This is a genomic window from Ruegeria sp. YTSC199 (assembly GCF_059609725.1).
In genome coordinates, this window is the sequence record NZ_JBXWMF010000011.1 from 89,801 (window position 1) to 108,173 (window position 18,373).

An 18,373-nucleotide genomic window follows, 5' to 3' on the forward strand; every position below is an offset into this window, starting at 1 on the left:
CTTGCGACCCTAGGCGTTGTGCCCGAAACCATTTTCCCGTCAATACCTTCAGGGTCAAGAAATCCGCGCAACTTGGCCGCATTCTATTGATAGCGTTGAGTTTGGGAACCAAACCTCCTATCTCGGGGACAATACCGGACAAAGGAAGACCCGCGTGGCAAACCATCTCTATAAAAACGACCTGCCGGACGGGTTGGACCTGGGCCCTGTTGTGGCCATTGACTGCGAAACCATGGGGCTGAACCCGCATCGGGATCGCCTGTGCGTGATCCAGATGTCTGGTGGTGATGGCAACAGCCATATCGTACAGGTCGAAATGGGTCAGACAGAGGCCCCGAACCTGTGTGCGATGCTGGAAAACCTCGAGGTGCTGAAGCTGTTCCATTTCGGCCGGTTTGACATTGCCGCGATGTACCACACTTTTGGCGCATTGGCCGCGCCGGTTTATTGCACCAAGATCGCCAGCCGCCTGGTACGCACCTATACCGACCGCCACGGCCTGAAAAACCTGTGCCAAGAGCTGATCGGGGTCGATATATCGAAGCAGCAGCAGATGAGCGACTGGGGCGCCGAGACCCTGACCGACGCGCAGCTGGACTATGCCGCTTCGGACGTCCTGTACCTGCATCAACTGCGCGAGGCGCTGGACGGGCGTCTGGCCCGCGAAGGGCGCACTGAAATGGCGCAGGCGTGTTTTGACTTCCTGCCGACGCGTGCGAAACTCGACCTCGCCGGTTGGCCCGAAACGGATATTTTTGCGCACTCATGACCGATACCGAAGCTTTCCTGAAAACTGCCCGGCAGGTCGTCACCGACGAAGCCCGCGCGCTGGACGTTCTGGCCGACAGTCTGGACGAGCACTTTGCCGAGGCTGTGCAACTGATCCTGCAGGCACCGGGACGGATTATCATCAGTGGCATCGGCAAATCGGGCCATATCGGCCACAAGATTGCCGCGACCCTGGCCAGCACCGGCACACCTGCCTATTTCGTGCATCCGGCCGAGGCCAGCCATGGCGATCTGGGGATGGTGTCGAAAGGCGATGTGGTCCTGGCGATCTCGAACTCCGGTGAAGCGCCGGAACTGGTGAACCTTCTGGCCTTTACGCGCCGTTTCGGCATTCCGCTAATCGGATTGTCCAGCAAGCCAGAAAGCACGCTGATGAAACAGGCCGATGTGCATCTGCTGATCCCGTCACTGGGTGAGGCTTGCGGCTTTGGTATGGTGCCGTCGATCTCGACGACGCTGACACTGGCGATGGGCGATGCGCTGGCGATCGCGTTGATGAAACATCGCGATTTCAAACCCGAGGATTTCCGCGCCTTCCATCCCGGCGGCAAGCTGGGGGCGCAGCTTTCCACCGTGCGTGACCTGATGCACGCCGATCTGCCCGTGGTGCCCGTTGGAACCCCCATGAGCGAGGCGCTGCTGATCATGAGCCAGAAGAGCTTTGGCGTCGTCGGTGTGACTGATGAGGCGGGCCGCCTGATGGGCATCGTCACCGATGGCGACTTGCGCCGGAACATGGATGGGTTGTTGAACAAGACCACCGACGAGGTCATGACACGCAACCCTCTGACCATCGCGCCCAACGCCATGGCGGAAGAGGCGGTGGCGATCATGAACGACCGCAAGATCACCTCGCTGTTTGTGGTCGACCCCGAAACAAATGGTCCGGCACAGGGCTTGCTGCATATCCACGACTGCCTGCGCGTCGGTTTGGGCTAGGTGGAGGGTCGCGCGGTGGACGGACATTCACGCATGGTTCAGTTCTTCAAGGTGGTGCTGCCATTGGTGGCCATCCTGATGCTGTCCACCGTTTTCCTTCTGTCGCGCAGTATCGAAACCAATGTCAACGTCCCGTTTACTCAGCAGGACATTGATGAACGGCTGGCCGATCAGGTGGTGACGCAGCCGAATTATCGTGGCACCACCCGCAAGGGCGAAGAGGTCCAGATCGAGGCGATCCGGGCCACGCAGGGAAGGGAAGGCTCAATTCCGACCGCAGCCGAGTTCCGTGGCCGAATGAACCTGTCCACTGGCGGCGTCATCACGCTGGATTCCAACTCGGGAATGATCCGGCCCGATAAGAACACGGCCACCTTTGTCGGTGATGTCGTCATTACTTCGACCGACGGCACGGAAATCACGACCGACCTGCTGAACACTTCACTGGACGAAATCCGTGGCGACGCGCCGGGGCAGGTCAACGGAACCGGGATTATCGGCAATTTCACTGCGGGCAGCATGAGTTTTGGTACCGAAAAAACCGACGGACCCGTGCATATTCTTTTTACAGATGGCGTGAAGCTGATATACGAGCCTGAAAAAGAAGAAAGATAACCTGTGTTCGATTTACGATTTGCCCCACTTTGCCTCATGTTAACGCTTGGTGCCTTTTCCGCGGCGGCGCAGGAGACTCAGGTTGCGTTCGGCGCGGTCAAGGCCGATCCGAGTCTGCCGGTTGAGGTGACCTCGGAAAAGCTGAACGTCAATCAAGAGGACGGATCGGCCGAGTTTCTGGGCAATGTGATCGTCATTCAGGGCGAAATGCGCCTGACCGCTGAACGGGTGCTGGTGATCTACAATCAGGATCGCTCGGGCATCGAGCGGATGGAAGCGACCGAGGATGTGGTTCTGGTCAGCCCGCCTGACGCGGCCGAGGGCGACTGGGCGGAATACACCATTGATTCCGGTGTGATCGTGATGAAGGGCAACGTGCTTTTGAACCAGGGCCCCAGCACCATTAGCGGTGATCAGATGAATGCCGACCTGACCGCAGGCACCGCGACGATGACCGGCAACGTCAAAACTATCCTGCAGCAGGGCAACAACTGATGGCGCCCCCCGAACTGACCGTAGCCGAGGGCAATTCCGGTCTCAGGATCGAAAGGCTGCGGAAATCCTACCGCAAGAAGACGGTGATCCGGGATGTGACGATGACGCTGAACCGGTCTGAAGTTGTGGCGCTGCTGGGTCCGAACGGGTCGGGCAAGACGACCACATTCTACTCGGTCGCCGGGCTTGTCTTCCCCGAGGCCGGAACGGTCACGATCGACGGACACGTGGTGACGACCCTGCCGATGTATCGCCGTGCGCGTTTGGGCATCGGCTATCTGCCGCAGGAAATGTCGATCTTTCGCGGCATGAGCGTCGAGGACAACATTGCTGCCGTTCTGGACATTACGGTGCGTCACGCCCATCGCCGCAAGGAACGGCTGGAAGAGTTGTTGTCGGATTTTTCGATTGAACATCTGCGTCGAGCGCCAGCCCTGGCCCTGTCGGGGGGCGAACGCCGCCGCGTCGAGATTGCCCGCTGTCTGGCGGCAGATCCGAAATATCTACTTTTGGATGAACCTTTTGCGGGTGTTGATCCGATCAGCGTCGGCGATATCCGCCACCTTGTCGCGGATCTGAAAAAACGCGGCATCGGCGTTCTGATCACCGACCATAACGTGCGGGAAACGCTGGATATTGTGGACCGTGCCTATATCCTGCATGACGGGCAGGTGTTGATGTCCGGAACCCCGGACGAAGTGGTCGAAAACGAGAACGTCCGCCGTGTCTATCTGGGCGAAAATTTCCGGATTTCATGAGCTTGCGCAGGAATGCGCCGCATGCATGACGGAAATCACGTATATACACGTCTGTTTTGATTGACTCTTCCGCCGTCTCTTGCCTCAATTGGGTCATGGCATTTCTTCGGTTCCCGTCTGGATCAGGATGCCCCTTCATCGAAGGGGAAACGGTGCGGCTACCGCAGGAAATGTCTCTACCCCCCACCCGATAAAAACAAGCGCGTCGCGTTACGTGACGTCAGAATGGGTGTGAATTGTGAAGGAGATCACATGCGTTACCAAATCAGCGGAAAACAGATCGACATCGGCGAAGCACTTCAGACCCATGTGCAGACCGAACTGGGCGAGGTCGTGGGCAAATATGCCCAGCGTCCGACCGACGCCAATGTCGTCTTTTCCCGTTCTGCGCATGAATATGTATGCGAAACCACCGTACATCTTTCCACTGGCCTGACGGCGCAGGCCAAGGCCCACGCAACCGAAATCTACGCAGCGTTTGAGGGCTGCTGCGACAAGATGGAAACCCAATTGCGCCGCTATAAGCGTCGCCTCAAGGATCACCACAAGGATCGTTCCGAGCCGGTTGAACTCTTTGGTGCTTCCTCTTATATCCTCGCCTCTGACGAGTCGGAGTCGGCAGCGGAACCGGAATCTCTGCAGCCGATGATCGTGGCTGAGATGGAAACCAAGATCCCATCGCTGAGTGTTGGTGAAGCCGTTATGCAGATGGAACTGGCCGGCGCCCCAGTGCTGGTGTTCCGGAATGAAAACAAGGACGGATTGAATGTCGTATACCGCCGGGATGACGGCAATATCGGCTGGATCGATCCGTAACAGGCAAGAATAGCAAAGGCACGCCCCTGCGACCTGCGGGGGCTTCGCCATGGAGCGTGATCATGGAGCTTTCGAGCATACTGAAGCCCGAAGCAGTGCGTGTATTGTCCGCCGCATCCAGCAAGAAGCGGCTGTTTCAGGAAATCGCCGATGTGGCCGAGGCGACACTGGGTCTAGGGGCCCAGATCGTTGTTGACGGTTTGCTGGAGCGGGAAAGCCTGGGACCCACCGGTGTGGGCCATGGCGTGGCCCTTCCACACGCCCGCATGGCCGAGCTTGAGGCTGTTGCCGGCGTCTTCGTGATGCTGGAAAAACCGATCGATTTTGGCTCGGTCGACCGTCAACCGGTTGATATCGCCTTTGCGCTGTTCGCGCCGGAAGAAGCCGGGGTGGATCATCTGAAGGCGCTGGCGCTAGTGTCACGAACCCTGCGCGATACCTCGGTTTGCGCGAAATTGCGGGCCAATCCCGATCCGGTCAAACTGTATGCGATTTTGACCGAAGCGCAGTCCATGCAAGCGGCCTAAGTTTGTGTAGGTTAAGAAATAAGCCCTCGTTTCTCCGTGACGCATTCCGTGCGGTGGGAGTTTGACAAGGTGCTCCGTATCGAAGGGGCGTAGGCTGCCACCCTTTGGGCAAGGTACTTGCCGGAGGAGTCGGGTAAGACTGTCGCTCATTTGCTCATCGACAGAGTAGCGCCTCGCAGAAACCTGCGGGGCGCTGTTGTACGCGATGTCGGCTGTGCGCAAGGACGCTGCCCTTCGCTGCACCACGCACGAAAGTCTGCTTTATCCCGCATGTTTTAAAAGCCTGGTCAAACATGGATCGGCCACGACACAATCGCATATGTCAGTATCGGCTCGTTCAGCCTTGCCAAGTTTTTTGCGTGGAACATTCGACGCAGATGCCAACGCCCACTTGATCTGGAAGATCACGTGCACGAAGGGCGCAGTGCTGGTGAGCCTCCGCGAGGTGGTTCTTGGACAGTCCAGCCGCCCCGGCCGATGACAAGGAACCAGTCGAAGATCAGTACAGTGGCAAGCGGCGGGAGTTGACTTGCCCAGATTGTTCGATTCAGCGCATCCTATCCGTATCATGTCTCAAGGGTCTGACATCGTTGAACGGCATCTCGAACGTATCCGAACGCTGACACAGGCAGCGCGTGGTATCTGGTTCACATATCTCAGTGTCCTCACTTTGGTCGGCATTTCGCTTCTTGGCCTCGACGACGCCGATTTCTTTGCGCTTGACCGAAACGTCGATCTACCGATTGTCGGTGTTGCTGTGCCCGTGATCCCTTTCCTGTTCTTTGGAGCGGCGCTGGTCACGATGACCTATGCCTATATGCACGTTACGCTGGAGCAGTTGTGGGCAGCGTTGGGTCAGGTGCCGACGCAGATCGACGGTGAGCCACTGACGACCCGCACACCGCCTTGGTTGGTTGTCGGCGCGGCGCTTTTAGTGCGTAGACGGCTTCGCCGCGAAGAACTTTCGCCCGTAGAGGCGGGAATGCTGGGCAGGGTGGGAATGGTGGCGTCCTTCCTGCTCCTGTTTCTTGCCGGGCCGCTCCTTGTCTGGGGGCTTTGGCTGCGCTCGCAAACGGTACATCTGGCCTGGCTCACCATCTGCTTAGGCATGATGGCGCTTGGATGCCTTGTAATCGGCTCGATCAGTCTGACTTCAATGCGCGACCGTCTTGGTCGTGGACCCCAGCAACGGCGCCGGGACTTATGGATAATCATATTTGCGGTGGTGGCCTGCGTTACGTTTGCTGTGTCGCTGGCGCGGACGCAGTGGGATCCGTTCGGTCCTACAGTTACCCGGTATCCCGATAACCCGACAGCCATACAGCGGGTCGGGAATTGGTTTCGACCTGCTGTGGCCGATTTGTCGGGTGTCCGGCTGACGACAATGACGCCGGCGTGGCGCCGCCACGACGAGGCGCTCAGAATGTTCCGGCGGGACTGGTGCGCTGACGTGCCCGATCCCGGTTGCCTAGGGCAAGGCTTGGAGAATGAAGAGCTGAACGGAGCCTTCGACGCCGCACGTGCGCGGGAGATTGCGGTAATGACGAAGCCTGACTTAAGCGGACGGCATATGGATCATGCCAACCTTTTCGCCGCGTTCCTGCCCGGCGTGACGCTGGATGACGCGCGCCTGCGACGCGCCAGAATGCATAGCGCGCAGATGGAGGGTATCAGTGCCAGGGATGCCGACATGACGGGTTCAGTCCTGATTAATGCAAGGCTCGATACGGCCAAGCTGCGTCGCGCGAAGCTCGTCGGCGCAACTGCTTACAATCTGACGGCCGTAAATTCTGATATCTTTTCGGGCGACCTGCGCCTTGCAACACTAAGCGAGGCGGACTTTCGCCACGCCATTCTGAATAACGTGGACTTCTCCGCTGCGAATCTGGACCGGACCCGTTTCGACGACGCACTGCTGGAACGGGCTCGTTTCGCCTACACCCAACTTCGCGAAACGGCTTTTGAACGCGCCAGCCTTTACGGCGCGGACTTCACGCAAGCGCGGCTCGATTTCGCGCGGCTCGCTGACGTCAAGTTGACCTCAGCAAAGTTTGTCGATGCAATCATCGGCTGGACTTACATTGAAGGCCGCGCCAACTGGCCGGTCGGGCAGGTCGATTTTTCCGGCGCGGTGCTGCTTGGTGTGACCTTTCGCAACCTCGATCTCTCGCAGGCTACCTTTGACGGTCCCGAGCAACTGGACCAGACGTTCGCAGATGGCAGTGTCATCCTGCCGGACGGTATGGCGCGACCGTGCCATTGGCCGGATGAAGTCTTGACCGAGTTGGATTTTCAGCGCCATTGGCGAGGCGTCCTGGGCGCGATGCCCTACACACCGTCATGGAGTGCCGTCGTTCCGGAGAAGTTTAGGAATGTCGTTCCCGAGCCGCTTCCCGAGGACTGTGTTATTCACCCTTTCGATGACAACGCATGGCGAGCGGAGGAGCGCGCATTCTTTGAGCAGCGGCAGGCCAAACTGGACGAAGTATCGGAAGAACTACGATAGGTCAGGTGTGGCTGCCGAATGAGCGGTTCGGTAGCGTAACATATGCCAATCCCGCTATTCACCCGAGCCGCAACATCGAGCGCTTCGTGCTCTGAGCAGACAAACGTCTTGTCGATCCTTGCCACCACTATCTCGGCGCGATCATAAGCTCATCTTTCAACCGGCTTACCCGTATCGAGAACTGGTCGCTTCCGTCCTGTTACTTCCTCTCGACCGCTCGAACCGCGCCCGCGAGCTTGGCGCCCATGTAAAACCACGGACCACACAGTATACGATAGATGTCAGTCGGGTCCTGTGAGCCATCCTTCCGCTTCGTGAAAGCGCCCATGCCGTGGCGCGCGGCCCGCATCATGCGGGCGCGAGAACGCCGTGTCCGCGGCGGTAGATCCACGAACCCGTCCGTCCCCGGTATCCGCGATTCACGCAGCGTCGGTTTCGGAGGATCGATCAGGTCGCCGATCTTCGCGTTGGGGCATGTGTAAGGCCGCCGTTCGAAGAAGTTGTAGTAAACACGATAAATGTTCACGAACGCGGCCAGCTCCCTGGGATTGAAGATCGCGCCCTGAATGCGGGACCCGCCTACGCGGGCACCTCCACTGTCGGCGCGGACGGTACGCTCGTCCTCTCGCCCAGGTCCAGACTCAGCTCTCTCTGGGCGAAGGGCAGTTTTTCAGCGTCCTGCGTGGATGTCGCGGTAGGATGGGAAAACCGACAGTTTTGTCGATCTCTCCGCTCGTCTCGGTCGAGGACCGAGCCCAGAGCGCAGGAAAGACCGCGGACTGATAATTCTAGATCCGGAACGCCACGGCGGTTCCCCGGAGGGTAGCTCCATACGGTCGATGAAAAACACCTCGGTCACCGTCTGCGCATCCGTCGTTGGGTCGAAGCGCCCGGCGTACATGCCGTTGTTTTGGATCTGCATCCGCGCCTTGCCGTATTCCTTCACCTTGCCGAGCTTCTCTGGAATACCCCGGGCATTGGACCGTGCGTTGATCGGACCAGACATGCGGATCATTCTGGTAAGCAAATACGCGTGAGGCACGGCGATGCTTCCCGTTAGTGCCGGCGAGCTTGCAGGCACCCGGCCCGTGCATTTCAACGAGCTTCATCTGTTCCGGCGTCAGGTCCGGTCTCTTTTCTCGCATGCGGACTTGCGTGTGCAACGATCGGTCAGCGGCTGTCCAAAGTTCGCTCAGTCCGGGTTCCCGCATGAGTTGTGCGATGTTGCCCGAGCCCGGCTAGAGCTGTGAGAGCTTGCAGTCGAAGGTCGCCAAGCCTGCCATCAGAACCTCGTATATTCGCAATCCTGCCTTGAGTCGTTTTCCGACCAAAAAACCAGAAAAGCTGCATGGATTGAAGTCGATACGGACATTCGTCCGCGATCTCCACCGTTCGCGAAGATCAAGCTCGTGGTCAAAGGATATTGGCCGCATTTCTGAGAACAGCAGAAGAAATGGCTGAGATTTCGGATTCTCTTCGTTCAGGCGCGTAGGTCCCAAATCCGATAAAACTCTCGGGTTTTCGGCAACTTTCTCCGGCTATGACTGCCGCGATTTTTCGAATAATAGAAAATACCTGCTGTGCGTCGTGCGACAGGGTTGTGTCTTCCAGACCCCCACCGCAGGGATTGCGTCAGGTTCTCCGGGGTGTTTGTGTTTTCTGATGGCGCTGCGGTTACCCGCCCGCGCCCATTTCCAGTGTCCACCAGATTTTACCGCCACCCTCCTGATGCCAGGCAAAGCCCATCTGCGAAGCCTTGGGGTCCATGATCACCGAACGCGGGCCTGGTTCCTGCATCCAGGCGGCCAGAGTTTCGGTCTCGGTTTCATAGGTTTCGGAAATCGCTTCGCCCAGGAAAGTGCCGTAATAGCCCACGCGCTGAGCCCGATCGATCGGCGATGAGCCATCCGACCCAAAGTGCCAGGGGCGGTTCTGGCGCGCCATGTCCTTGGCATGCGTGGCCGCAGCGGCGTTCAGTTGCGAATTCAGCTGCACCGCCTGCAACCCCTGTGCCTGGCGCAGCGCGTTGACCGAATCAAGCATGCGGAACTGCAGCTTTTCGGGGTTGCCTCGGATTTTGTAGACCGTCGGCAGCGGCCGCCCGTCAGATCCATATGTCGGAGTGCTGCCGGGGGTACATGCGGACAGCGCGACAAAGCAGGCAATTAGTAAAGAAAGGATACGCGTCATGATCGACCTGATGATTAGTTTAAACTAGGGCATAGCGCGACAGACCGCCTTGGGCAAACGTGCAATAGCCAAGTTTCGCATGATTCTGCCGGTTTGATTTGCGACTGAAGCATTCTGGCCATAAAATAAGCCTGAAATTCAGACTGGCCTTAGAAAAGGACCGCCCGCATGGTCAAAAAAATCAACTTCGCGCCTTCCCGCCGGGGATTTCTGGCTGGAGCGTCAGCTCTGCTGGCCTCGCCTGCGGTTGCCCAGTACATTCCCGGCGACCCGCTGCGCCCGGCACCCGAACCGGAACCAGATGTGCGCCGCAATATCTCGGGGTTCCGTGCCTTGGACTGGCAGCCCTATTTTTCGAACACAAACAACGGAGCCATTCTGGTCGATACCGTATCGCGCGCCCTGCACTACTGGTCCGATGATCAGCGGATGTACAAATTATATCCGTCTTCGGTACCTTTGACCGAAGAGCTGACCCGTCGTGGCCGTACCAGTGTGGTTCGCAAGGTTGAAGGACCCAGCTGGTCACCAACGCCGTCGATGAAAAAGCGCAACCCGGAATGGCCTGACTATATCCCGCCGGGGCCGGATAACCCGTTGGGAACACACGCTTTGTATCTGGGTTGGAAATACTATCGCATCCATGGCACCCATGATACGCGTAAAATCGGGCGTCGCTCGTCAAACGGCTGCATCGGCCTGTTCAACGAAGATATCGCGGAACTGTTCTCGATGGCGCAGGTCGGCACGCAAGTGTTGCTTATTTGACGACATTTTCGCGCACGAACCCGCTTGCGGCGCAAGTTGCAATTGCATTCCAGTTGGATAGCTGATTAGAAAAAACCTACGAGGTAAGTCTTGGATGTGCGGTTTCGCTATTTGGAACCGTGCAAATTCTGGAGGTTAATATGAAGAAACTCGTTCTCGCCGCTGCACTGACCGCTGCTGCTTCTACCGCTTATGCCGGTAACCTGGAAGAGCCGATCGTTGAAGCGCCGGTTGTTGTTGAGGAGACTCAAGGTTCGTCGCAGGGCATCATCCTGCCGCTGATCCTGCTGGTCGTGGTTGCCGCAGCTGTTGCAGCAAGCTAATTCGACAGAACTATCTAGAGAAAAGGCGGTGGAGCAATCCACCGCCTTTTTTCATGTCTAGCTCCAGACAAAAGCAGTTTCAGAAGCCGCGTAGATTCCGGAGGTTTCTTGAAGAAACTCGTTCTCGCCGCTGTTCTGACGAACGACTCTACAACTTCATACGCTGGAAACTTGGAAGAACCGACGGTCAGTTGGCCTCTGTTGGTTGACCATACTCAGAGTTCATCCCAAGGAACTTTATTGCCACTGTTACTGTTGGTTGTAGTTGGTGCTGGCTAAACAGTTTTTTCGGTAGCTTAGTCCAGCCAGCCCTTCAAATTGTCTTCGATCACCTTGCCCAAAGCCGCGATATGCGAATCATCGTCATTGAGGCAAGGGACATAAGTGAAGCTCTCGCCGCCTGCTCCCTCGAAGCTTTCCTTGATCTCTTCGTTGATCTCTTCCAGCGTTTCGATGCAATCGGCAGAAAACGCCGGGGCGATTACCGCGATGTTCTTTTTACCCTGTTTTGCCAGCTCGGCCACGTGGTCAACGGTGTAGGGCTTTAGCCATTCCTCGGGGCCGAATCGGGACTGGAAGGTCGAAACAAGCTGGTTGTCGGACCAGCCCAGCCGCTCTTTCAGCAACCGTGAGGTTTTTGCGCATTGGCAGTGATAGGGGTCACCCTGCTTCAAATAGCGTTCCGGCATTCCGTGGTAAGAGACTACCAGAATGTCTGGCTTGGTCTCCATCGCGGCATAGGCCGTTTCCACCGACCCGGCCAAAGCGTCGATATAGGCCGGCTCATCAAAATAGGCGGGCACGGTGCGGGAGGCCGGTTGCCAGGCTTCGTCCATCAATGCGCGGAAGAACTGGTCGTTGGCGGTGGCTGTCGTCGCGCCCGCGTATTGCGGATAAAGCGGAAAAAACAGAATACGGTCGCACCCCGCAGCCACCATCTCTCGTACTTTTGACTTGGTCGATGGGTTGCCGTAACGCATGCAGAAATCGACCAGCACGCGATCTCCATAGCGGGTCTGCATCGCATCTCGCAGCTTGGCGGTCTGGTCCTTGGTGATCGTCATCAGCGGGCTTTCGCCCTTGTCGTGATTCCAGATCGACTTGTAAGCCTCGCCCGAGCTAAAGGGGCGCTTGGTCAGGATGATACCCTGCAGGATCGGCTGCCATTTCCATTTCGGATAGTCGATGACGCGCTGATCCGACAGAAACTCGTTCAGATAGCGACGCATCGGCCAATAGCTGTAATCGTCCGGCGTGCCCAGATTGGCCAGAAGAATGCCGATTCGGCCCATTTTGACCTTGGGATGATCTGCGGGGGCGTGGGATGGGCGAGTGGCATCAAGCATGTCGAACTTCCTGAGATTTCTCTGTGCCAAGCTGAGATAACCGGAAAAACCCGGCCGTCAATCGGGCAGTTTGCCTTCTTTTGCACCCAGCGCATCGGCAAGACGTGCCTGAGCCGATCCGGGGCGTAAGGGTTTCTGTTGGCTTTCGTCGGGTGACCAACCAGTCAGGCAGATCAGATCAAACGTGGCGGCCAGACGGCCCTGAGGGGTGGTGAAGTGGTCGGCATAGATCTGCTGCGCCCGGGCAAATACCTGCCGTCTTGTGGGGTGACTTACGCGGCCAGACAAGCTGTTGGTCTCTCCCATCGCCCGAAGATCGCGCATCAGGTGGGTCAGGTCGCGGTATTCCGCCGTCAGACGCGCGGTGTCGGCCACCGGCAGCGCAAGACCCGCACGTTGCAGCAAGCCGCCCAGATCGCGCAGTTCGGCCATCGGTGCGATGCGCGGGCTGAGACCTCCGGTGACTTCGATCTCGGCCTGCCCAAGGGCGGCGCGCAGTTCGTGCAGGGTTTCACCACCCAGGCAAACCACCAGCAGCAGCCCGTCAGGTCGCAAGGCGCGGTGGCACTGGATCAACTGGCCCACTGGGTCATTGGCCCAGTGTAGCGCCATGGCGTGAATCACCAGATCATGTCCCCCGGGCGTGAGAGCCAGAACTTCGTCATCTGCGATGATCTGTGCCCCGGGCAGCACATCCCGCCAAATCTGCGCAAACGGCGTCACCGCTGCGGGTGCCGTAAAGGTTTTGTTAACCATGGAGAGCCGATCCTGCACCTCGTCCACGGCGGCATGGTGCAGAAACAACGCGTCATCCAGCGCGCGGGCGCGGTGCCGGGTCAGGGCCGGGCGGTCGAACAGAGAGGGTGCGTTGGAGTCAGGCAACTTCATAAGGCGCAATTACCGCATGTGGCAGCGGATTCAAACCGCTGTTCAACTGATCTATCCGCCGCGCTGTCTGGGATGCGGCGAGTTGACCGAAGCGGATTTCGGTTTGTGTGGCCATTGCTGGCGCGACACACCCTTTATCGGCGGGGTGGTGTGCGAAAGCTGCGGCGTGCCACTGCCGGGCGAGGTGGACGGTCACCGGATCGAATGTGACGATTGCATGAAAACGCCACGCCCGTGGAAGGATGGGCGTGCGGCGCTTTTGTATGACGGCAAGGCGCGGGCCTTGGTTCTGGCACTGAAACACGGGGACCGGCCGGAACTGGCGAAACCGGCGGCCCGCTGGATGGCACAGGCCGGGCAGGACTTGTTTCGCGACAACATGCTGATCGCACCGGTGCCCCTGCATTGGTCGCGGCTGCTGAAACGGCGTTACAACCAGTCGGCCCTTCTGGCGCAGCATTTAGGGCATCAGACCGGTTTGGATGTCTGCCCGGACTTGCTGGTGCGACGGGTGCGGACCCCGGTGCTGGATGGCAAAACCGCTGCCGAACGGGCTGAAACGCTGTCGGACGCCATCGTGGTGCACCCCAAACGGCGTCAACGGATGCAGAGGCGGGATGTGCTGCTGGTGGATGACGTCATGACCTCGGGCGCAACGCTGGCGGCCTGTGCGCGTGTTTGTCTTGCCGCGGGTGCAAATCATATTTTCGTGTTGGCTCTGGCGCGCGTTGCCAAGGATGCCTAATTCGCTCAGGATTGTGCGAAACCCGAAGGGACGGAATATGAAGCCGGTTGAACTCTACACCTCGCCGCTGTGCGGTTTCTGCCACGCGGCTAAGCGGTTGCTGAAACAGAAAGGCGTCGAATTCAAGGAGATCGATGTCTTGCTGCATCCCAAACGCAAGCCCGAGATGATCCAGCGCGCTGGCGGCAAACGCACCGTGCCACAGATTTTCATCGGCACGCAGCACGTGGGTGGCTGCGACGACCTCTATGAGCTGGAGCGTCAGGGCAAGCTGGATCGTCTGCTGGCGGCCTGATGAAAACCGCGCTGCTGCAGCTCACTTCGTCGGATGATCCGGCCGAGAATCTGGCAACTGTCCGCGCTATGATGGCCGAGGCGGCCGGGCTGAGTGCGCGTTTCATCCTGACGCCCGAGGTGACGAACTGCGTGTCCACCAGCACGACACGTCAGCGTGAGGTTTTACAGCACGAAGAGGATGACCAGACGTTGGCCGGCCTGCGAGATCAGGCCGCCGCACTGGGCGTGTGGTTGCTGATCGGCTCATTGGGAATCAAGACCCATGATGCCGATGGGCGTTTTGCCAACCGCTCTTTCATGATCGGCCCGCAGGGGCAGATCGTGGCGCGGTACGACAAGATTCACATGTTTGACGTACAGGTCTCGGAATCCGAGACCTTCCGCGAATCCAAAAACTATCGCGCTGGGAACAAGGCGGTGATGGCTCAGACCGATTTTGGCGCGGTCGGAATGACGATCTGTTATGACATCCGGTTTCCGCATCTCTATACGGCTTTGGCGCAGGCGGGCGCGCGTGTCCTGACCGTCCCGGCGGCGTTTTCGCCGGTCACCGGAGCGGCCCATTGGCAATCGCTGCTGCGGGCGCGGGCGATTGAAAACGGCTGCTGGGTACTGGCCCCGGCGCAAACCGGAGAACACCCGAAAACCCGCGGCAGAACCCGCCACACCTACGGGCACAGCATGGTTGTGGCCCCGTGGGGTGATGTCGTCATCGACGCAGGCACCGATCCGGGCATTCACATTTTCGATTTGGATGATAGTTCTGTGACAGAGGCGCGCCGCCGCGTGCCCTCAGTGACTCACGTGCGGCCTTTCGACGGGCCCGGATCCAGAACCGAGACATGACTGACGAACACAATGCCCTTGCGGTCGCGCTGTTCAGCGAGATCCTGACCGCCGACCAACTGTTGCGGAACCGGCTCAGCCGGGTGCTGCCCAAGGGCATGGAAATTTCGCATTTCTCGGTGCTGAACCATCTGGTGTTTGTGGGCGATGAGCGCACCCCGGCGCAATTGGCCAGCACCTTCCACGTCACGCGCGGAGCGATGACCAATACCTTGGCCAAGCTGGAATGGGCCGGTTACATCCACATCCGCCCCGACTGGGACGACGCCCGTCGCAAGATGGTCGCAATCAGCCCCGCCGGTCGCAGGGCACGCGATCAGGCAATTTCGTCGATTGCGCCGCTGATCAACCGCGTGGTCGGAGAACTGGGGCTGGAGCGCGTGCGCAGCACCCTGCCGGTGCTGCGGGATTTGCGATTGCAGTTGGAGGGGGAATAGGGGCGAGAAACGCAATTCAGTGTCCATGCAAAGGTTTGAAGAAACAAAAGTTTATCATCCACTACTCTTTTCAGGCTCATAACTGTTTCGAATGGGGCGGCCTTCAACTTTCAAAAGAGAGTAAATTCCAAAAGTTTCCCACAGAAACTCGCTTGCCAGGAAAATCATCATTATCACTGGTTTCATCAACATGATGAAAAGAGGCGCAAGCACAAATGCAATAATCGAAAGTGGTATTCCGACGATCTCTTCAAGCAAAAGCATGAAAACGCAAATTGGGAAGAACGTGAAAAGCATGCTTGCAAGACCGAACATGCTCCCGAGAAGCGGGTTTCGATCATAGAGCGGAAGAAACCACTTATTTGTCCATTTCTTTATCATTTTTGTCGTGTGTTGAGTTTAACCCGGCTTCACACTCGCTGTCACATAATTCACGCTCAAATCCCGGTCCGAGATCGACCAGCTCCACAGGATCGGGTTGAAGACGAATCCCTTACGGTCCACCGGCTCCAGCCCGGCCTGGCGCAGCAGGTCAAAGAGTTCATCAGGCGTGATGAACTTGTTCCATTCATGCGTGCCGCGCGGCAGCCAGCGCATGACGACCTCGGCGCCAAAGATGGCCATGGCGTAGGATTTTGGGTTGCGATTGATGGTGGAACAAACCTCCAGCCCGCCGGGTTTCAGCAACTGTTGTGTCGCAGTCAGAAAAGACAACGGATCGGCAACGTGTTCGACCACCTCCATGTTCAGCACCACGTCAAACTGCTCGCCATCGGCTGCCATCGCCTCGGCGGTGGTGTGGCGGTAGTCGATGTTCAGCCCCGATTGCTCGGCGTGGATGCGGGCGACGGGCAGGTTGCCCTCGGCGGCGTCGGCACCTACGACCTCGGCGCCGAGGCGTGCCATGGGTTCGCTCAGTAGCCCTCCGCCGCAACCGATATCCAGCAGGCGCAGGCCATCTAACGGACGCGGGGCCTTCAGATCACGGTCAAATTCGCCCGCGATCTGTTGTGTGATATAGTCCAAGCGGCACGGATTCAGCATGTGCAGAGGCTTGAATTTCCCATGAGGGTCCCACCACTCCGCCGCCATCGCTTCGAATTTTGCGATCTCGGATGGGTCCACCGTGTTCGGATGCGCTTGCATTCCTGTCTCCGTATGCTCTTTTACGTTTAAGGACTATATAGGGCCATAATGGACAAGTACCCGGACCAAAAGCGCGCAGTTCAATATCTGTACCCGCCGATCGATCCTTTCGATCAGCGTATGGTCGATGTGGGCGACGGGCACCGAATTTATATGGAACAATGCGGCAATCCTGATGGGCTGCCGGTTGTCGTTTTGCATGGCGGTCCCGGAGGCGGCTGCAGCCCCGCGATGCGGCGCTATTTCGATCCGGCCGTTTACCGGGTGATTCTGTTTGATCAGCGCGGCTGCGGCCGGTCGCGGCCCCATGCATCAGTAACCGATAACACTACATGGCATCTGGTCGAGGATATCGAGCGGCTGCGGGTTTTGGTCGATATCGACGACTGGACGGTGTTCGGCGGCAGCTGGGGGGCGACCCTGGCATTGATCTATGCGCAAACCCATCCTGACCGTGTGAACCGTCTGGTGCTGCGCGGTGTGTTCCTTGCCACCAAGGCAGAGCTGGACTGGTTCTATGGCGGCGGCGCAGGCAAGTTCTGGCCCGAGCCGTGGGCGAAATTCACCGCCCTGCTGACCGAGGCAGAGCTGTCCGATACCATCGGGGCCTATAACAAGCGCCTGTTCTCGGGGGATCGCGCAACTGAAATTCTCTACGCGCGGGCGTGGTCGGCATGGGAAAACGCGCTGGCGTCGATCCACACCAACGGTGCGACAGGGGAAAGCCCCGGCGAATATGCGCGTGCCTTTGCGCGGCTCGAGAATCACTACTTCATCAATGCGGCCTTCCTTGAGAAAGACGGGCAGATTCTGGACCAGGTCGAGAAGATCGCCCATATCCCCGGCCATATCGTGCAGGGACGTTATGATATGATCTGCCCGCCGCAGGCTGCTTGGAATCTTGCCGAACGCTGGCCCAACGCCGAGTTGAAAATGGTACGCAACGCAGGTCACGCCCTTTCTGAGCCCGGTATCAGTGCCGAATTGGTCCGTATCATGGACCGCGTGGCCGAGGGGGTGGCATGACCCGGATTGACCGCCGTGCTCTGTTTGCCTCGGGTGCTGCTGCCGCGCTGCTGGCGGCCACCGGGGCGTCACTTTCGGATACCCCAAAAGCGGGCGGCACGCTGCGGCTGGCGGTGCCGCGCGATGACAGTCTGGAACAGGTGGCCCGTGGCGCCGTGTTCGACACCCTGACCGAGATCGCGCCCGACGGCACCTTGCGGGGCGAGTTGGCGACTGGCTGGCAAACCCAGTCCGACGCGCGCGTCTGGCGTTTTGACCTGCGCACCGACGTGGCGTTCCACGATGGTGCGGCGCTGGATGTGGCCGACGTGGTCTCGGTGCTGCGTGAGGTCGGGCAGGCCGAGGCGCTGACAGTGGACTCGGTGCGGCTGGAACTGGCTGAGGCAAACCCCGGACTGCCCTTCCTGCTGGCCAACAGCCGCTTTGTCATAACGCGCAACGGGCAGGGTGTAACACCTCTGCACGCGGCCAATGGTACCGGGTGTTACCGCGTCGAACGGGCCGAGGATGATCGCCATTTCCTGGGTCACAAGGTTGCCGGACACTACAAGGACGGCACCGCCGGGTGGGCCGAATCTTTCGAGATCATTGTGATCCCGGACGCCCGCGTTCGGGCCGAGGCCTTGCGGGATGGTTATGTGGATGTAGCGGCCCTGCCCGAAGGCGATGATCTGAAGGGGCAGCGCGGTCTGCGCTATCACCCCAGCGAATCAGATCTGGCGCTGGCCGTGGCCCCGCATGTGGGAATGCCGCGCCAGATCGGCGCAAGACGCGCGCTGGATGACGGACGCATCGCCGAGCGGTGGTGGCGGGTGTAAATCCGTTCACGAATCCTGCCGGGGGTTGCAGTTTCGAAAAACCCTGCGTATATGCAGTTTCAACAGCGGCGTGTCGGGCTTCGGTCCGGGGCTCCACC

At 58.8% G+C, this 18,373-nt stretch carries 23 protein-coding genes; 16 read left to right on the top strand and 7 right to left on the bottom strand.

The features are described from left to right. Positions 1-154: 154 nt before the first annotated feature. From AC2FEE_RS12495 to AC2FEE_RS12530, 8 genes are all read left to right on the top strand, one after another. The gene (locus AC2FEE_RS12495) at positions 155-769 is read left to right on the top strand and encodes a ribonuclease D (RefSeq protein WP_496865641.1); all 615 of its coding nucleotides are present in this window, start codon (positions 155-157) and stop codon (positions 767-769) included. Next, positions 766-1,728, top strand: coding sequence for a KpsF/GutQ family sugar-phosphate isomerase (locus tag AC2FEE_RS12500; protein ID WP_496865643.1), 963 nt, complete (start codon positions 766-768; stop codon positions 1,726-1,728). The genes AC2FEE_RS12495 and AC2FEE_RS12500 overlap by 4 nt, the downstream gene beginning before the upstream one ends. Before the next feature lie 33 nt (positions 1,729-1,761). Next, complete coding sequence (lptC, locus tag AC2FEE_RS12505) at positions 1,762-2,343, top strand: LPS export ABC transporter periplasmic protein LptC (RefSeq protein WP_496865645.1); 582 nt, start codon at positions 1,762-1,764, stop codon at positions 2,341-2,343. A 36-nt stretch (positions 2,344-2,379) separates the two neighbouring features. Next, entirely contained in the window at positions 2,380-2,838 is a 459-nt protein-coding gene (locus tag AC2FEE_RS12510; protein ID WP_496865647.1) for an LptA/OstA family protein, read from the top strand. Continuing rightward, positions 2,838-3,596, top strand: coding sequence for an LPS export ABC transporter ATP-binding protein (lptB, locus tag AC2FEE_RS12515; RefSeq protein ID WP_496865649.1), 759 nt, complete (start codon positions 2,838-2,840; stop codon positions 3,594-3,596). The genes AC2FEE_RS12510 and lptB overlap by 1 nt, the downstream gene beginning before the upstream one ends. 252 nt (positions 3,597-3,848) lie before the next feature. Then, positions 3,849-4,412: a ribosome hibernation-promoting factor, HPF/YfiA family gene (gene hpf, locus AC2FEE_RS12520; protein WP_496865651.1), complete on the top strand. Its 564-nt coding sequence runs from the start codon at positions 3,849-3,851 to the stop codon at positions 4,410-4,412. A gap of 62 nt (positions 4,413-4,474) precedes the next feature. Further along, positions 4,475-4,939 (top strand): PTS sugar transporter subunit IIA, encoded by a 465-nt coding sequence (locus tag AC2FEE_RS12525; protein ID WP_496865653.1) that lies wholly within the window; start codon positions 4,475-4,477, stop codon positions 4,937-4,939. A gap of 568 nt (positions 4,940-5,507) precedes the next feature. Next, positions 5,508-7,445, top strand: a complete 1,938-nt coding sequence (locus AC2FEE_RS12530; RefSeq protein WP_496865655.1) for a pentapeptide repeat-containing protein — start codon at positions 5,508-5,510, stop codon at positions 7,443-7,445. A 199-nt stretch (positions 7,446-7,644) separates the two neighbouring features. Here AC2FEE_RS12530 and AC2FEE_RS12535 read toward each other — a convergent pair whose 3' ends face one another. The 3 genes from AC2FEE_RS12535 to dalA all read right to left on the bottom strand — a co-directional run bounded on the left by AC2FEE_RS12535 (position 7,645) and on the right by dalA (position 9,635). Continuing rightward, positions 7,645-7,971 (bottom strand): hypothetical protein, encoded by a 327-nt coding sequence (locus tag AC2FEE_RS12535; RefSeq protein WP_496865657.1) that lies wholly within the window; start codon positions 7,969-7,971, stop codon positions 7,645-7,647. Positions 7,972-8,115: 144 nt separating this feature from the next. Continuing rightward, positions 8,116-8,460 (bottom strand): hypothetical protein, encoded by a 345-nt coding sequence (locus tag AC2FEE_RS12540; RefSeq protein ID WP_496865659.1) that lies wholly within the window; start codon positions 8,458-8,460, stop codon positions 8,116-8,118. A gap of 659 nt (positions 8,461-9,119) precedes the next feature. Next, a complete protein-coding gene (gene dalA / locus AC2FEE_RS12545) occupies positions 9,120-9,635 on the bottom strand; it encodes a divisome-associated lipoprotein DalA (RefSeq protein ID WP_480594448.1) in 516 nt (171 codons plus the stop codon). A 168-nt stretch (positions 9,636-9,803) separates the two neighbouring features. Here dalA and AC2FEE_RS12550 point away from each other — a divergent pair, with 168 nt between their 5' ends. Together AC2FEE_RS12550 and AC2FEE_RS12555 are read left to right on the top strand one after the other, a co-directional pair. Continuing rightward, positions 9,804-10,403: a L,D-transpeptidase gene (locus AC2FEE_RS12550; protein ID WP_496865660.1), complete on the top strand. Its 600-nt coding sequence runs from the start codon at positions 9,804-9,806 to the stop codon at positions 10,401-10,403. Between the two features lie 140 nt (positions 10,404-10,543). Beyond that, positions 10,544-10,726 (top strand): hypothetical protein, encoded by a 183-nt coding sequence (locus AC2FEE_RS12555; RefSeq protein ID WP_480656504.1) that lies wholly within the window; start codon positions 10,544-10,546, stop codon positions 10,724-10,726. A 296-nt stretch (positions 10,727-11,022) separates the two neighbouring features. Here the strand turns inward: AC2FEE_RS12555 and hemH are convergent, their stop codons facing one another. Beyond that, on the bottom strand, positions 11,023-12,072 hold the full coding sequence (hemH, locus tag AC2FEE_RS12560) for a ferrochelatase (protein ID WP_496865661.1): 1,050 nt from the start codon (positions 12,070-12,072) through the stop codon (positions 11,023-11,025). 57 nt (positions 12,073-12,129) lie between these two features. After that, positions 12,130-12,960: a methyltransferase domain-containing protein gene (locus AC2FEE_RS12565; protein ID WP_496865662.1), complete on the bottom strand. Its 831-nt coding sequence runs from the start codon at positions 12,958-12,960 to the stop codon at positions 12,130-12,132. 16 nt (positions 12,961-12,976) lie between these two features. Between AC2FEE_RS12565 and AC2FEE_RS12570 the strand changes: the two genes are divergently transcribed. Genes AC2FEE_RS12570 through AC2FEE_RS12585 form a run of 4 tightly spaced genes read left to right on the top strand, consistent with a single transcriptional unit; the run spans position 12,977 to position 15,285 of the window. Then, positions 12,977-13,705, top strand: coding sequence for a double zinc ribbon domain-containing protein (locus tag AC2FEE_RS12570; RefSeq protein WP_496865663.1), 729 nt, complete (start codon positions 12,977-12,979; stop codon positions 13,703-13,705). 37 nt (positions 13,706-13,742) lie between these two features. Continuing rightward, complete coding sequence (gene grxC, locus AC2FEE_RS12575; RefSeq protein WP_496865664.1) at positions 13,743-14,000, top strand: glutaredoxin 3; 258 nt, start codon at positions 13,743-13,745, stop codon at positions 13,998-14,000. Beyond that, positions 14,000-14,848, top strand: coding sequence for a carbon-nitrogen hydrolase family protein (locus AC2FEE_RS12580; RefSeq protein WP_496865665.1), 849 nt, complete (start codon positions 14,000-14,002; stop codon positions 14,846-14,848). The genes grxC and AC2FEE_RS12580 overlap by 1 nt, the downstream gene beginning before the upstream one ends. After that, on the top strand, positions 14,845-15,285 hold the full coding sequence (locus AC2FEE_RS12585) for a MarR family winged helix-turn-helix transcriptional regulator (protein ID WP_475212401.1): 441 nt from the start codon (positions 14,845-14,847) through the stop codon (positions 15,283-15,285). Before AC2FEE_RS12580 ends, AC2FEE_RS12585 begins: the two co-directional genes overlap by 4 nt. A gap of 54 nt (positions 15,286-15,339) precedes the next feature. On the opposite strand, the gene AC2FEE_RS12590 is transcribed toward AC2FEE_RS12585, so the two are convergent. Continuing rightward, on the bottom strand, positions 15,340-15,600 hold the full coding sequence (locus tag AC2FEE_RS12590) for a hypothetical protein (protein ID WP_496865666.1): 261 nt from the start codon (positions 15,598-15,600) through the stop codon (positions 15,340-15,342). 84 nt (positions 15,601-15,684) lie between these two features. Continuing rightward, positions 15,685-16,431 carry a bifunctional 2-polyprenyl-6-hydroxyphenol methylase/3-demethylubiquinol 3-O-methyltransferase UbiG gene (gene ubiG, locus AC2FEE_RS12595; RefSeq protein ID WP_496865667.1) on the bottom strand — a complete coding sequence of 249 codons (747 nt, stop codon included), beginning with the start codon at positions 16,429-16,431 and terminating at the stop codon, positions 15,685-15,687. A 48-nt stretch (positions 16,432-16,479) separates the two neighbouring features. Between ubiG and pip the strand changes: the two genes are divergently transcribed. Then, positions 16,480-17,457 carry a prolyl aminopeptidase gene (gene pip / locus AC2FEE_RS12600; protein WP_496865668.1) on the top strand — a complete coding sequence of 326 codons (978 nt, stop codon included), beginning with the start codon at positions 16,480-16,482 and terminating at the stop codon, positions 17,455-17,457. After that, positions 17,454-18,275, top strand: coding sequence for an ABC transporter substrate-binding protein (locus AC2FEE_RS12605; protein WP_496865669.1), 822 nt, complete (start codon positions 17,454-17,456; stop codon positions 18,273-18,275). The genes pip and AC2FEE_RS12605 overlap by 4 nt, the downstream gene beginning before the upstream one ends. Positions 18,276-18,373 lie beyond the last annotated feature (98 nt).